This is a genomic window from Microbacterium sp. NPDC055455, from assembly GCF_053619935.1.
Genome location: NZ_JBSHLB010000002.1, coordinates 15,078 through 27,623, shown reverse-complemented (window position 1 = coordinate 27,623; position 12,546 = coordinate 15,078). Strand labels below are relative to the sequence as shown.

The 12,546-nt window shown below is 69.7% G+C and carries 14 protein-coding genes and 1 tRNA gene; 10 read left to right on the top strand and 5 right to left on the bottom strand.

The genetic code is table 11. The features are described from left to right. Positions 1–291: 291 nt before the first annotated feature. The 5 genes from ACWGUG_RS06515 (at position 292) to ACWGUG_RS06495 (ending at position 4,023) form a co-directional block, all read left to right on the top strand. Positions 292–831 carry a cyclophilin-like fold protein gene (locus ACWGUG_RS06515; RefSeq protein WP_452324219.1) on the top strand — a complete coding sequence of 180 codons (540 nt, stop codon included), beginning with the start codon at positions 292–294 and terminating at the stop codon, positions 829–831. A 22-nt stretch (positions 832–853) separates the two neighbouring features. Next, complete coding sequence (locus ACWGUG_RS06510; protein ID WP_452324218.1) at positions 854–1,219, top strand: cyclophilin-like fold protein; 366 nt, start codon at positions 854–856, stop codon at positions 1,217–1,219. Between the two features lie 103 nt (positions 1,220–1,322). Next, positions 1,323–2,210, top strand: a complete 888-nt coding sequence (locus ACWGUG_RS06505; protein ID WP_452324217.1) for an aldo/keto reductase — start codon at positions 1,323–1,325, stop codon at positions 2,208–2,210. A 1-nt stretch (position 2,211) separates the two neighbouring features. Next, positions 2,212–3,114: a helix-turn-helix domain-containing protein gene (locus ACWGUG_RS06500; RefSeq protein WP_452324216.1), complete on the top strand. Its 903-nt coding sequence runs from the start codon at positions 2,212–2,214 to the stop codon at positions 3,112–3,114. A gap of 21 nt (positions 3,115–3,135) precedes the next feature. Next, on the top strand, positions 3,136–4,023 hold the full coding sequence (locus ACWGUG_RS06495) for an aldo/keto reductase (RefSeq protein ID WP_452324215.1): 888 nt from the start codon (positions 3,136–3,138) through the stop codon (positions 4,021–4,023). Positions 4,024–4,224: 201 nt separating this feature from the next. On the opposite strand, the gene ACWGUG_RS06490 is transcribed toward ACWGUG_RS06495, so the two are convergent. Beyond that, positions 4,225–4,298 (bottom strand) — tRNA-Pro (locus ACWGUG_RS06490). 131 nt (positions 4,299–4,429) lie between these two features. Here ACWGUG_RS06490 and ACWGUG_RS06485 point away from each other — a divergent pair. The 3 genes from ACWGUG_RS06485 (at position 4,430) to ACWGUG_RS06475 (ending at position 6,152) form a co-directional block, all read left to right on the top strand. After that, positions 4,430–5,017: a GNAT family N-acetyltransferase gene (locus tag ACWGUG_RS06485; RefSeq protein ID WP_336397708.1), complete on the top strand. Its 588-nt coding sequence runs from the start codon at positions 4,430–4,432 to the stop codon at positions 5,015–5,017. 80 nt (positions 5,018–5,097) lie between these two features. Further along, positions 5,098–5,778 carry a lysoplasmalogenase gene (locus ACWGUG_RS06480; protein ID WP_452324214.1) on the top strand — a complete coding sequence of 227 codons (681 nt, stop codon included), beginning with the start codon at positions 5,098–5,100 and terminating at the stop codon, positions 5,776–5,778. Further along, positions 5,775–6,152: an RNA-binding S4 domain-containing protein gene (locus ACWGUG_RS06475; protein ID WP_452324213.1), complete on the top strand. Its 378-nt coding sequence runs from the start codon at positions 5,775–5,777 to the stop codon at positions 6,150–6,152. The genes ACWGUG_RS06480 and ACWGUG_RS06475 overlap by 4 nt, the downstream gene beginning before the upstream one ends. Here the strand turns inward: ACWGUG_RS06475 and ACWGUG_RS06470 are convergent. Together ACWGUG_RS06470 and ACWGUG_RS06465 are read right to left on the bottom strand one after the other, a co-directional pair. Next, a complete protein-coding gene (locus ACWGUG_RS06470; protein ID WP_452324212.1) occupies positions 6,070–6,474 on the bottom strand; it encodes a hypothetical protein in 405 nt (134 codons plus the stop codon). The genes ACWGUG_RS06475 and ACWGUG_RS06470 overlap by 83 nt on opposite strands. Positions 6,475–6,587: 113 nt before the next feature. Continuing rightward, positions 6,588–8,207, bottom strand: a complete 1,620-nt coding sequence (locus tag ACWGUG_RS06465; protein WP_452324211.1) for a LuxR C-terminal-related transcriptional regulator — start codon at positions 8,205–8,207, stop codon at positions 6,588–6,590. A 276-nt stretch (positions 8,208–8,483) separates the two neighbouring features. Between ACWGUG_RS06465 and ACWGUG_RS06460 the strand changes: the two genes are divergently transcribed. Beyond that, positions 8,484–9,590, top strand: coding sequence for a hypothetical protein (locus tag ACWGUG_RS06460; protein WP_452324210.1), 1,107 nt, complete (start codon positions 8,484–8,486; stop codon positions 9,588–9,590). 7 nt (positions 9,591–9,597) lie between these two features. On the opposite strand, the gene ACWGUG_RS06455 is transcribed toward ACWGUG_RS06460, so the two are convergent. Continuing rightward, positions 9,598–10,500, bottom strand: coding sequence for an NUDIX domain-containing protein (locus tag ACWGUG_RS06455; protein ID WP_452324209.1), 903 nt, complete (start codon positions 10,498–10,500; stop codon positions 9,598–9,600). Between the two features lie 74 nt (positions 10,501–10,574). Between ACWGUG_RS06455 and ACWGUG_RS06450 the strand changes: the two genes are divergently transcribed. After that, complete coding sequence (locus ACWGUG_RS06450) at positions 10,575–11,000, top strand: GNAT family N-acetyltransferase (RefSeq protein ID WP_336397702.1); 426 nt, start codon at positions 10,575–10,577, stop codon at positions 10,998–11,000. 6 nt (positions 11,001–11,006) lie between these two features. Here ACWGUG_RS06450 and der read toward each other — a convergent pair whose 3' ends face one another. After that, complete coding sequence (gene der, locus ACWGUG_RS06445) at positions 11,007–12,545, bottom strand: ribosome biogenesis GTPase Der (protein WP_336397701.1); 1,539 nt, start codon at positions 12,543–12,545, stop codon at positions 11,007–11,009. Position 12,546 lies beyond the last annotated feature (1 nt).

Sequence of the window (12,546 nt, the reverse complement as noted above, 5' to 3'; positions counted from 1 at the left end):
CGACCCCCTTGGCGGACGGGGCCCACGATCGGATGCTGGAAGCGTCTCGTGCCAGCCCCGCGAGTGCGGACGAAGGGTGCCCTCTCGGTACACCCCTCATCAGGGACTCCCGCTCTTCGGCGGGGGCGGTGAGGCTGTTGGCATGCCCGATCCGTACCAAACCGCCCCGTCCGCGGCTTCGCCGCGCACCGCCGTCTTCCTGCTCGCCCGTTCGAGAGGAACAGTGCCGGATGCCGCCGCCTCGAGTCGCCCCACACTCATGAGTTCGACCAACTAAGGAGAAACATCACCATGCGTCAGGTCACCATGTACGCCCCGGCGATGCTGGTCGCGGTCGTCCTCACCGGGTGCGGGACGTCCGGGGACGCCACCCCCGTTCCCACGACGACCGGCCCATCGGTGACGCCGCCCACGGAGGCGGCGACCCCCGTGCCGACCCCGACGGAATCCGCCGCTGTCGATCAGATCGTCGGCACCGTCGTCCGGTTCACGTCCGACCAGACCACGGTGGACGTCACGATCGGTGAGGACAATCCCACCGTCCGCGACTTCCTCTCGCTGCTGCCGGTCGAGGTAGCCCTCGAAGAATTCAACGGCCGCGAGAAGATCGCCTACTTCAGCAGAGAGCTCACCACGGAGGGCTCGCCGGGGTCCGATCCGGAGGACGGCGACCTCATCTACTACTCCTCCTGGGGGAACATCGGGTTCTACTACAACGCCGACGGCATCGACTACTCCGACGCCACCGTCCACATCGGCACCTACACCGCCACCGCCGACGAGCTCGCCCTCCTCGAAGGCCAGGTCATGATCGAAATCGTCGACGAATGACCTCCGACCGAGGAGACCTGAAATGACCCCACCCAGCACCTCTATAGAGATCGACATCCCGGGCGCCCGTCTCACCGGAACCTTGCACTCCACACCGATCGCGTCGTCGCTGCTCGCCCTCCTGCCGCTGACGCTGCACTTCAGCGACTTCGGCGCTCAGGAGAAGATCGCAAAGCTGCCCGTCGCCTTGACAGTCAGCGGTGCGCCACGCCGCAGCAACGCGCCCGCGGCGACGATCGCCTACTACCAACCCGCCCGGTCCCTCGTCCTGTACTACGAGGATGTCGGCACCTTCCCCGGAATCATGCCGGTCGGCTGGTTCGACGACGTCGCCGCGCTCCTCGCCGTCACGTCGGATTTCACAGCGACGATTCGTCGCGCGACCTGACGTCAGCGTGTCGGTGGGGTGTTCTGCCAGACCACTGTTCAGCCCGCACTGCCGCGGAGATGCCCTTCAGAGTTGACTCGAGGAGGCGAGTGAGAGGACTGAGATGAACGAGAAGACGATCACCCTGAACAGCGGCGTGGAGATCCCGGCCGTGGGGCTGGGTGCGCTGCAGAGCGAGGGCGCTGAGGCGACGGAGGCCGTGTCGACGGCCCTGCGGGCCGGGTACCGGATGATCGACACCGCGGCGGCCTACTTCAACGAACGCGAGGTGGGGACGGGCATTCGTGAGTCAGGAGTCGATCGCGCCGAGGTGTTCCTCACGACGAAACTCTGGATGACCGACTACGGATTCGACAGCGCTCTGCGCGCGTTCGACACCAGCATCGCCAAGCTTGACGTCGACTACCTCGACCTCTACTTGCTGCACTGGCCGTGGCCGGCGAACTGGAGAGACACCGTCGCCGCATACCGGGCGGCCGAACGCCTCCTCGCCGACGGCCGGGTGCGGGCGATCGGAGTGGCCAACTTCAAGACCGAGCATCTGCGCGCCCTGATCCGTGATGCCGACGTGGTGCCCGCCGTGAACCAGATCGAGCTGCACCCGAACTTCCAGCAGCCCGACCAGGTCGCCCTGCACCGAGAGCTGGGAATCCTGACCCAGGCCTGGTCGCCGATCGGCGGTGTGTACGGATGGGCAGGCGAGAACGGCGCAGTCCCGCCGCTCGTGAACGAGACGATCCAGAGCATCGCCGCCGCGCACGACAAGACCCCGGCGCAGGTGATCCTGCGCTGGCATCTGCAGGAGGGCCGCAGCGTCGTCCCCAAGTCGGTCAAGCCCGAGCGGATCGCAGAGAATCTGGATGTCTTCGGTTTCCGGCTGACGGTCGACGACCTCGCGGCCATCGCGGCGCTCGAGACCGGCCGACGCGGCGCCGTCGACCCCGGCGATGTCACCCCCGACGTCATCGACCTCACGATCGACGCGGCCTGACGTGTCGACTCCCGAAGAGATCAGCAGCTTCCTCACCTCACGGCGCGCCAGGATCAGCCCCGAGCAGGCCGGCGTACCGGCCTTCGGCGGCGCCCGGCGGGTCCCGGGGCTTCGGCGGGAGGAAGTGGCGCATCTCGCGGGAGTGAGCACCGACTACTACGCGAAGCTGGAGCGCGGACACACCCGCGGCGCGTCCCGCGAAGTGCTCGACGCGATCGCCCGCGCGCTCCAGCTCGACGACACCGAGCAGGAGCATCTGCTGAACCTCGTCGAGGTCACGGCCGCCCCGCACCGGCGAAAGCCGCGCCCGAAGACCCCGGTGGCCGTCACTGCGGGCACTCAGGCGGTCCTCGATGCGATCACGGTGCCCGCGATCGTGCAGAACGCCCGACTGGACTTCGTGGCCACCAATGCGCTCGGGGCCGCTCTGTACTCGCTGCCCGAACCGTCCAAGAGCGGCGAGCTGTTCAACGCCGCGCTGTTCCAGTTCCTCGATCCCCGTGCGGAGGACTTCTCCATCGACTTCGCCCGGGCCAAGAGGAACGTCGTCGCCCTCCTGCATCAAGCCGCTGGGCGTGACCCTTTCAACGACGCGCTCATCCGTCTCATCGGCCGGCTGTCCACCCAGAGTGCCGAGTTCCGGGCGTTGTGGGCCTCGCACGACGTGATCCGCTACCAGCGCGGAACCAAGAGGTATCGGCATCCGGACGTCGGCGACCTCGAGTTCGGGTACGAGTCCTTCGACCTCACCACCGAGCCCGGACTCACCCTGCTCGTCTACACGATCGAGCCGAACTCCCCTACTGCCGACCGGATGGCGCTCCTCGCCTCGTGGGCGAAGACGGCGGCGGTCGAGAACGACGCTGCGCCGAAAACCGCAGGGCCGCCCACCGGCGGCGCGTAGGCCCACTCAATCGGAGATTTCATGAACCAGACCATCACCCTGAACAACGGCGTACGCATCCCCTCGATCGGCTTCGGCGTCTTCCAGAGCGCCCCCGAAGAGACGGCGGTCGCGGTCGAGACCGCTGTGCGGGCCGGCTACCGGCACATCGACACCGCGGCCGGATACGGCAACGAGCGTGAGGTCGGCGATGGCATCCGTCGATCCGGAGTCGACCCGGCGGAGGTGTTCGTCGAAACGAAGGTCTGGGTCAGCGACTACGGCTACGACCAGACTCTGCACGCGTATGAGAAGAGCGCGACCAAGCTCGGGGTCTCGCAGATCGACCTGCTGATCCTGCACCAGCCGATGCCACAGCACTTCGAACGGACCGTGGGGGCCTACCGGGCCCTGGAGCGCCTGCTCGAAGAGGGGCGGGTTCGGTCGATCGGGGTCAGCAACTTCATGCCTCACCACCTCGCTGCTCTGCGCGAGCAGACGACCGTCGTACCTGCCGTCAACCAGGTGGAGCTGCATCCGTACTTCACGCAGCCCGCCGTCCAGCGCGCGGACGCCGAGAGCGGCACCCTCACGCAGGCATGGTCGCCGATCGGCGGCATCACCTTCTACCCCGGCTGGGGCGAGAATCGTGCGAGCGTTCTCGAGGACGGCACCATCCGTCGCGTCGCCGAGACGCACGGAAAGACCCCCGCACAAGTCATGCTCAGATGGCACCTGCAGCAGGGACGCTCGGCGATTCCCAAGTCGACCCATCCGGGAAGAATCGCGCAGAACATCGACATGTTCGACTTCGAGCTCAGCGCTCAGGAACTCACCGAGATCGATGCGCTCGATCGCGGGGTCCGCGGCGGCCCCGATCCCGACGAAGTCGACCCGTCGACCTGGGACGTCGAGATTCCGGAGCCCTGACCCATACGCCCTCATCGAGAGAACGACAGCATCGTGCACACAGGCAGCCTCGGCCGCAGCCTCGCAGTGTCAGCGGTCGGTCTCGGCGGCATGAGCATGTGCGCCGGCCGCGAGTCCCCAGACTCGTACCAGCGGCAGGACGCTCCACCGACGACAGATCCCCGGTGAGACCTTACCTTCTCACCGGGGATCTCTCTTCTGTCGGGATGACAGGATTTGAACCTGCGACCCCTTGACCCCCAGTCAAGTGCGCTACCAAGCTGCGCCACATCCCGATGCCCCCGCTCTCGCGCGGACAACTCCCCCATCCTACCCGCTCCGCGGAGGCCTCGCGAACCGGCGTGCGCCCGGGCGTGGCATCCGTCGTCCGCTTGCCGGTGTCGGCGGGCGGCGTTAGTTTCGCGGCATGGCGAACATCACGATCGAGCCGGCCACCGCGGACCGCTTCGACGACGCGCAGCACGCCCTCACCGGCGGAGGCGACGGCCGCAGCTGCCAGTGCCAGTGGTGGACCATCACCAACGCGGAGTTCCAGAGAACGCCGATCGAGCAGCGCCAGGCGATGCTCCGCGACGAGATGCAGGTCGCGCCCCCTCCAGCGCTGATCGCATACGTCGACGGCGAGGCGGCGGGCTGGGTGCGGGTCGGGCCGCGGACGCGGCAGATCCGTCTCGGACGCACTCGGAACTTCACCGCTCACTCCGAGGAGCCGTGGGACGACGACTCAGTGTGGGCCGTGAGCTGCTTCGTCGTCCGCAAGGAGTTCCGCCGGCAGGGACTGAACGCGCGGCTGCTCGACGCGGCGGTCGACTTCGCCCGGGCGGGCGGCGCGCGCGTCATCGAGGCGTACCCCATGGATCCCGATGCCGGTAAGAAGATCCCCGTCAACGACCTCTACCACGGCGTCCTGTCGACGTTCGAGCAGGCCGGCTTCCGCGAGATCGCACGCCCCAAGCCGTATCTGGCGCTCGTCGCGCTCGATCTCGCCGCCTGACGATCACAGGGCGAGAATGCGGCAGCACCCTTTGGCAAGCGTGCGACGATGGACGGCGCCCCTGCGTATCGAGGAGGATCATGCACCGGCTCTGGGTCTGCTTCGCGCCCTACGTCGTGGTGTCGATCGTCCACGTGATCGCGCTCGCGGCCGGCGCTGACGGCGTCGCGGCGCCGACGAAGCTCGCGCTCATGCCCCTGCTCGCCCTCGCTGTCGTGTGGGGAGCGCGCGGCCGCGGCTGGACGAGCTCTCACAGCCTTCTCATCGCAGCGCTCGCGCTGTCGTGGCTCGGCGACGGAGCCGGCACGTTCGTGCCGTTCCTGCCGACGGTGCCGATGATGCTGCTCTTCTTCGGCCTGGCCCACCTCTGCTACATCTGGCTGTTCTGGCGCCGGAGGGCGGTGCGCCGCGTCCCGCTGTGGGCCGCTGTCTACGGCGCGTGGTGGGTCGTGCTCCTCGCCGTCCTGTGGCCGCACCTCGGCGGCCTGGCCGTGGCCGTCGCCGCCTACGGACTGGTGCTCGGAGGGACGGCGGTCGCGGCATCCCGCTGCCATCCGCTCATCGTGTGGGGCAGCGTCTTCTTCCTGACGTCGGACTCCGTGCTGGCCTTCCGCCTGTTCCTCCCCGATGCCATGCCCGACTGGACCAGCCCGCTCGTCATGCTGACGTACTGCCTCGGTCAGGGCCTCATCGCGGCGGGCGTCCTGGTCGGCGTCTCGGCGCGGCGCGATGCCGCGACGACCGCGGCGGTGGCGACGTGACGGATGCCTCCGCCTCGGCCAAGACTGTCCGCGTCGACGCCTGGCTGTGGGCGGTGCGCATCTACAAGACGCGCTCGGCCGCGACGACGGCATGCCGCGCCGGGCATGTCCGGGTCAACGGCGAGCGCGCGAAGGCGGCACAGCCCGTGCGGCCGGGCGACGAGCTCCGCGTGCGGGTGAGCGGCTTCGACCGCATCCTGATCGTGAAGCAGCCGATCTCCAAGCGGGTCGGCGCTGCCCCCGCGGCCGAGGCCATGGACGACCGCACGCCGCCACGCGACCCCACCCCCGTCATCGCGCAGCGGGATCGCGGCGCGGGGCGCCCGACCAAGCGCGAGCGTCGGGAGATCGATCGCCTGCGGGGGCGAGAGTGACCCGTTCCAGCGCATCCGTAACGGTGATCGCCGGCACGCGGTGCCCCGCCTCGCTTCGCGTTGCCGCGCGGCGCTGCGCGACGCACAGCACCAGCATGATGGCACACGACACGACGTAGAACGTGTGCAGCGCCCAGATCGGACCGACCGGCAGCGTGAACACGTAGAGCGAGTAGACCGCATTGGCCGCATTGATCATCCCGAGGCTCACGAGGCTGTACGACGAGACGTCGCGGGTGCGCAGCGCCTTGGTGAGCATGGGCAGGTTGCTGATCGCGAAGACGACGGTCGCCACCGTGCCTGCGATCAGCGGGATGTCCATATCGCCACGGTAGGTGCAGGGTGCCGCGCACCGCGTCGGGCGAAGAGCCCATCTTCGGCGGGCGCCGCGAATGGGTCATTGTGTGTAGGCCCGGCTGCCCGGCGGGCGATTGGTCAGACCAGCCCGTTCTCGTACGCGTACGCGGTCGCCGCAGCCCGGCTCGAGATGCCGAGCTTGCCGAAGATGTTGGCCACGTGCCGGGCGACCGTCTTCTCGCTCAGCGACAGCCTCGCGCCGATCCCGCGGTTCGTGAGACCCGTCGACACGAGCCGCAGCACCTCGAGCTCGCGCGGGGTGAGGGCGCCGACGCGCCGATCGCCCGTCAGCGCGGCAAGGTCGGCGAGGGCGGGTTCCGCGCCGAGGTCGAGGAACGCGGCGCGGGCCGCCTCGAACTCCGTTTCCGCCGCGGACCTCTCGCCGAGCGTCCGGAGCGCGCGGCCGGCGACGACGCGGCTCCGGGCCGCCTCGTACGGGACGCCGATGGCTTCCCACGACCTCACCGCGTCGCCCGCGGCGACACAGGCGTGTGTGGCTTCCCCCTCCGCCAGCAGCACGCGCGCCTCCGCCGCGACAACGGTCGCGGAGAGCATGGGCGTCATCGCGTCGCGGCCGCCCTCGCGAAGCTCTTCCACCGCCCGGCGCGCGGATTGCGGATCATTCGCGGCGATCTCGATCTCGATCAGCGCCGGCAGCAGAAAACGGCGCGTGAAGGGGTCGGCGCCCGCGACGCTTCGTCTGATCTCCTCCCGCGCCCGCTGCGTGCGCCCCGCAGCGAGGTGCAGGAGCGACAGTCCGGGCAGCGGCTCCCACCCTGACTCGGCGGCGCGCCGGTAGGACTCCTCAGCCGAGTGGAACGCTCCCCGTAGCCTGGCCAGCTCGGCTGAGTAGTAGGGCGCGCCCCAGATGGCCCGATAGTCTCCCGCACGGAATCGCGAGACAGCCAGCTCGACCGCGGTCGCCGCATCGCTCCACGCCCCTCGGATAATGAGGAGTGCACCCTCGAGGGCGCGGCACTGACCGCTGAACATGACGAGCTGCGGCTGCTCCCGGCACCACACGTCGAGCACGCGCGCCCAGCCCGCTGCCCGATCCAGATCGAACGCCGTCAAGGCGTCGGAGATGGCGGAGCATGCGATCACTCCCGCCGCCACCGGTTGCACGTCACCGTCGGCGACCGCCGACATGCACTGGTCGTAGCGGGCGAACCCGTCAGCGCTGCGACCCACCTCGATAAGGGACTTCGCGAGGCCGATCTTGGTGAAGGCTGCGAGCTCATCGTCGCCGTGCGCTTCCGCGATCGCGAGGATCTTCTCGAATCGGCGCACCGCCTCGCCGGGATCGCCGCTGCCGAGCTGCCCGACGGCGGGCGCCAGTCCGACGAATCCGGCGAGCGTGCCGGGCGACGGCATCCCGCGCACGATCTGCATGGCGCGGCCCGCCCAGAAGACGCTGTTCGTGAAGTCGCCCAGCTCGATCAGGTTGAGCGCCAGCCATCCGGCCGAGCGCGCGGCGCTCGCGGGGTCGTCACCGTCGAGATGGGCGGAGTACGCCCGCGAGAGCGCGTCGACAGCGGCGCGCGGCTCGCCGCGAAGGAGCGCGGCGGTCCCCAGCAGATCCAGATCGGATGCCGCGAGCCCTCCGCGCGCGTCCACTCGGGCGAGCAACTCGACGGCATCGGCCCAACGACGCTCCGCCACCGCCGTCCGTCCGGCGTCGAGGTCGTCGGAGGGCATCATATCGCTCCTGCCTCTGGTCGCGCAGCCGTCCGGGATGTCGGCAGCCGCCGATGTTGCGGGAAACGTACCGCCGAAGCTCGGACCCCGCAAGCGGCGTGGCGCCGTCGACGACGCGACCGGGCCTGCCGCGGCACCCGGGTGCGAGACGTTGTCCGCCAAACGGCCTACAGACCCTGCAACCAAGTAACCGATAGGTTCGGGTGCTGAGTGTTTCCTCAGCCGCGCCGATGCTGGTTCGCGCCCTGGTTGCACCGTTGACGAAGAAGGACACGCATGCCGCGCCGCCTCACCCGATCCCGCGCACTCTTGCTTGTGCTCGCTGTCACACTCGTTGTCGCCGCCGCCACACTCCTCGCCGGTGAACCGACGCCGGCACGAGCCGCATCGGTAGCCCCGACAGCTCAGACGAACGCGAAGCTGCTTCTCGACAGCGGGCGGATGACTTTCGGTTCGACGTCACCGCAAGCCCAGATGCAGGCGTACGCGAACGGCGTCGAGTACGTCCATCCGCGCACCGGTCGGTCGTGCAACATCAACGACGTACTGCTCGACGCGCTGCGCAAGGTGGTGGTCGACCAGGGCTTCTCGATCCGCGTCATCTCGCTGAACCGGTGGTGCGAGGGAAGCGAAGCGAGCGCGTGGTGGCAGTACCACATCGTCAACGGTGGCGGCCACGCCATCGACTTGATTCGCGTGAACGGCGTCGCCTCGACGGGTGCTAGTCCGCAGGACGTCGAGTTCGTCCGTGCACTCGCCAACGTTCTGCCCACACCCGCGGGCGTCGGCCAGCTGAACTGTGGACAGAACTTCACACTGCCATCCGGATGGACGCGCTTCAGCGACGCGTGCGATCACCTGCATCTCGAGTACCGCGGCGCCGACGTCCCGGTGTCGGCGGTCACTCCCTCACCGGTGATCGTGTACCGATTCTGGAGCCCTGTCCACCAGGGCCACTTCTATACGGCGGACCACAAGGAACGGGATGGGGTGATCGCCTCGTGGCCCGACGTGTGGACGTATGAGGGCCAGCGCTACACGGCCTACGCCACCCAGGTGCCGGGAACGATCCCGCTCTATCGCTTCTGGAGCTCTCAGTACAACGGCCATTTCTACACTGCCGATCCGGCCGAGCGCGACGCGGTCCTCGCTCGTTGGCCGGGCATCTGGAGCGACGAGGGAGTGGCGTACTACGTGTATCCGGCGACCTCTACCGAGCCGAACACGGTCCCTGTCGCCCGGTTCTGGAGCGAGACAGCGAAGCATCATTTCTACACGGCCAGCGCTCGAGAGCGCGACGATGTGATCGCTCGTTGGCCCACCGTGTGGTCTTACGAAGGGCCGAACTTCCGCGTCCCCGCCGCCGGGGCGAGCATCGATTAGCTCGGGTTCACTTCTCGAGCAGCTCCAGCACCCAGCGGGCGCCGCGGACGGCGGCTCCGGCATCCGTCACCCGCTCCGCCAGGCCGCGATCGCTCGTGACGACGGTCACCATGCGCCCCGCGGCGACGGCGCGCTCGGCGGCGGCGAGGATCGCGTCGTCGCCGGATGCCTCGGCTCGGACGACCTCGACACCCGCAGCGCCGGCGGCACTGCGAGCCTGACCCTCGACGACGGCCGTCCACTCCGGATACCAAGTGTGCTCGGGGAGGTCGAGGGCGGATGCCGCGACGCCCCGCGCCGCCAGCTCGGCGAGACGCGCGAGCAAGCGACCGGCGGCGCCGGATCGGTCGCGCCACCACCCGTCGGGCACCGACCCCATGACGTTCGCGATGTCGACGACCACCGCCGGGCGCACGTCGAGCAGCTGCCGCAGCCGTCCCCAGGATTCGGCGAACCCGGGGTGCAGCGGGTACCGGGTGACCTCGTCGACCGGGACCCACGCGAGCTCGCGGCTCTCGGGGTCGCTGATGACGGGCTCGAAGGGCACGACGACATCCCCGACGACCGTCGTATAGGTCCAGTAGCCGAGATCGAGCACGCTCAGCACGCGCGGCCGCACCGCGGCATCCGGCACGCCCGCCTCTTCGGCCGACTCGCGCAGGGCGCCGTCGCAGGCGGTCTCGCCCTCGTGCCGCGCCCCGCCGGGCAGCGCCCAGGTGTCGCCGAAGTGGCTCCACGAGACGCGATGCTGCAGCAGCACGCCGCGTCCGGGATCGACGGCGAGGAGCCCGGCGGCCCCGAACCGGCCCCAGTACCGCTCCCCCGTCGGCGCGACCACCCAGGCGTCACCGGCGTCGCGAGGCCCGTGCGGACGCCGCGGCTCACCGGGGGCGGGCGGCTCGATCGTCACCCTGCCAGCCTGTCACACCACCGGGCCACAGGGTCTCGGGCGGCCCGCCCGCCGTCCCGCGACGGCTCGCCACAATGGACCCCGTGGACTACGACCTCGACGACGACCCCGCCCGGATCCAGCGCGACGTGGTGTGGGACTTCCTGTCCACCCGGGCGTACTGGGGGCGCTGGCGCACACGGGACCAGCTCGAGACGCAGATCGACGGCGCCTGGCGGGTCGTGGGCGCCTACCGGCGCGACACCGGGGAGCAGGTCGCATTCGCCCGCGCGGTGTCCGACGGCATCGGATTCGCCTATCTCGCCGACGTCTTCGTGCTCGACGATCACCGCGGGCAGAGCCTCGGCAAGCGCCTGCTGCGCCTCATGATCGACGACGGACCCGGTGCCGACATGCGCTGGACGCTGTTCACCGGCGACGCCCACGGCCTCTACCGGCAGTTCGGGTTCCACGAGCCGGACGTGACCGCGATGGTCCGCCCGGCCCGCCAGGGCACCTGAGTCCGGTCAGCGCTGGCGGCGCTCCCGCACCCGCATGTTGATCACGATCGGCGTCCCCTCGAAGCCGTACAGCTCGCGCAGGCGCCGCTGGATGAAGCGGCGGTAGCCCGGGTCGAGGAAGCCGGTCGTGAACAGCACGAAGGTGGGCGGACGCGTCGACGCCTGCGTGCCGAAGAGGATCCGCGGCTGCTTTCCGCCGCGCACCGGGTGCGGGTGCTCGGCGATGAGCTCGGTGAGGAAGGCGTTGAACTTGCCGGTGGGGATGCGCTGATCCCACGACTCCAGCGCCGTCTCCAGGGCCGGCACGAGCTTGTCGAGGTGGCGTCCGGTGCGCGCGGAGATGTTGACGCGCGGCGCCCACGTGACATGCGCCAGGTCCTGCTCGATCTCGCGCTCGAGGTAGCGGCGACGGTCCTGGCCGTCCATGTCGTCGTCGTTGAGGCGGTCCCACTTGTTGTAGGCGATCACCAGCGCGCGCCCCGACTCCAGCACGAGGTCGATGATGTTGAGGTCCTGCACGCTCACCGGCTGCGTCACGTCGATCACGACGATCGCGACCTCGGCCTTCTCGAGCGCGGCCGACGTGCGCAGCGACGCGTAGAAGTCGGCGCCCTGCTGAAGGTGCACGCGGCGGCGGATGCCGGCGGTGTCGACGAAGCGCCACAGCCTGCCGCCGAGCTCGACGATCTCGTCGACGGGGTCGCGCGTCGTGCCGGCGAGCTCGTTCACGACGACGCGCTCCTCGCCGGCGGCCTTGTTGAGCAGTGACGACTTGCCGACGTTGGGGCGGCCCAGGATGGCGACGCGGCGCGGGCCGCCGATCTCGGCCTTCGCCACCGCCGACACGTCCGGCATCACCTTGACGACCTCGTCGAGGAGGTCGGCGACGCCGCGGCCGTGGATGGCCGAGACGGGGTGGGGCTCGCCCAGGCCCAGGTTCCACAGCGCGGCGGCCTCGGGCTCCTGACGGGCGTCGTCCACCTTGTTGGCGACGAGGAAGACGGGCTTGTTCGCCTTGCGCAGCAGTCGCACGACGTGCTCGTCCGTGGAGGTGGCGCCGACCATCGCGTCGACGACGAACAGCACGACGTCCGACAGGTCGATGGCGACCTCCGCCTGCGCGGCGACCGAGCGGTCGATCCCGCGGGCGTCGGGCTCCCAGCCGCCGGTGTCGACGAGGGTGAAGCGGCGGTCCATCCACTCGGCCTTGTACGTCACCCGGTCGCGCGTGACCCCCGGCGTGTCCTCGACCACGGCTTCGCGACGGCCCAGAATGCGGTTGACGAGGGCCGACTTGCCCACGTTCGGTCGGCCGACGATCGCCACGACCGGCAGCGCCGGCAGGAACTCGACGCCGTCCTCGCCGCGGACGAGCCCCTCCAGCAGGGCCGCGTCCTCGGCGTCGAGGGCGTAGTCCTCGAGGCCGGCGCGCAGGGCGGCCGCGCGCTGTTCGGCGAGGTCGTCGTCGAGCTCGGCGAGGTTCTCGGCGAGGTGGTCCTCGCCGGCCTCGAACTCGTCGAAGTCGGGGGTGGTGTCAGCGGCCATC

What these genes read in the sequence shown, in the direction of transcription:
- ACWGUG_RS06515 (WP_452324219.1), top strand. Translation starts at nt 292, where the DNA reads ATGCGTCAGGTCACCATGTACGCCCCGGCGATGCTGGTCGCGGTCGTC.
- ACWGUG_RS06510 (WP_452324218.1), top strand. Translation starts at nt 854, where the DNA reads ATGACCCCACCCAGCACCTCTATAGAGATCGACATCCCGGGCGCCCGT.
- ACWGUG_RS06505 (WP_452324217.1), top strand. Translation starts at nt 1,323, where the DNA reads ATGAACGAGAAGACGATCACCCTGAACAGCGGCGTGGAGATCCCGGCC.
- ACWGUG_RS06495 (WP_452324215.1), top strand. Translation starts at nt 3,136, where the DNA reads ATGAACCAGACCATCACCCTGAACAACGGCGTACGCATCCCCTCGATC.
- ACWGUG_RS06485 (WP_336397708.1), top strand. Translation starts at nt 4,430, where the DNA reads ATGGCGAACATCACGATCGAGCCGGCCACCGCGGACCGCTTCGACGAC.
- ACWGUG_RS06480 (WP_452324214.1), top strand. Translation starts at nt 5,098, where the DNA reads ATGCACCGGCTCTGGGTCTGCTTCGCGCCCTACGTCGTGGTGTCGATC.
- ACWGUG_RS06470 (WP_452324212.1), bottom strand. Translation starts at nt 6,474, where the DNA reads ATGGACATCCCGCTGATCGCAGGCACGGTGGCGACCGTCGTCTTCGCG.
- ACWGUG_RS06465 (WP_452324211.1), bottom strand. Translation starts at nt 8,207, where the DNA reads ATGCCCTCCGACGACCTCGACGCCGGACGGACGGCGGTGGCGGAGCGT.
- ACWGUG_RS06460 (WP_452324210.1), top strand. Translation starts at nt 8,484, where the DNA reads ATGCCGCGCCGCCTCACCCGATCCCGCGCACTCTTGCTTGTGCTCGCT.
- ACWGUG_RS06450 (WP_336397702.1), top strand. Translation starts at nt 10,575, where the DNA reads ATGGACCCCGTGGACTACGACCTCGACGACGACCCCGCCCGGATCCAG.
- der (WP_336397701.1), bottom strand. Translation starts at nt 12,545, where the DNA reads ATGGCCGCTGACACCACCCCCGACTTCGACGAGTTCGAGGCCGGCGAG.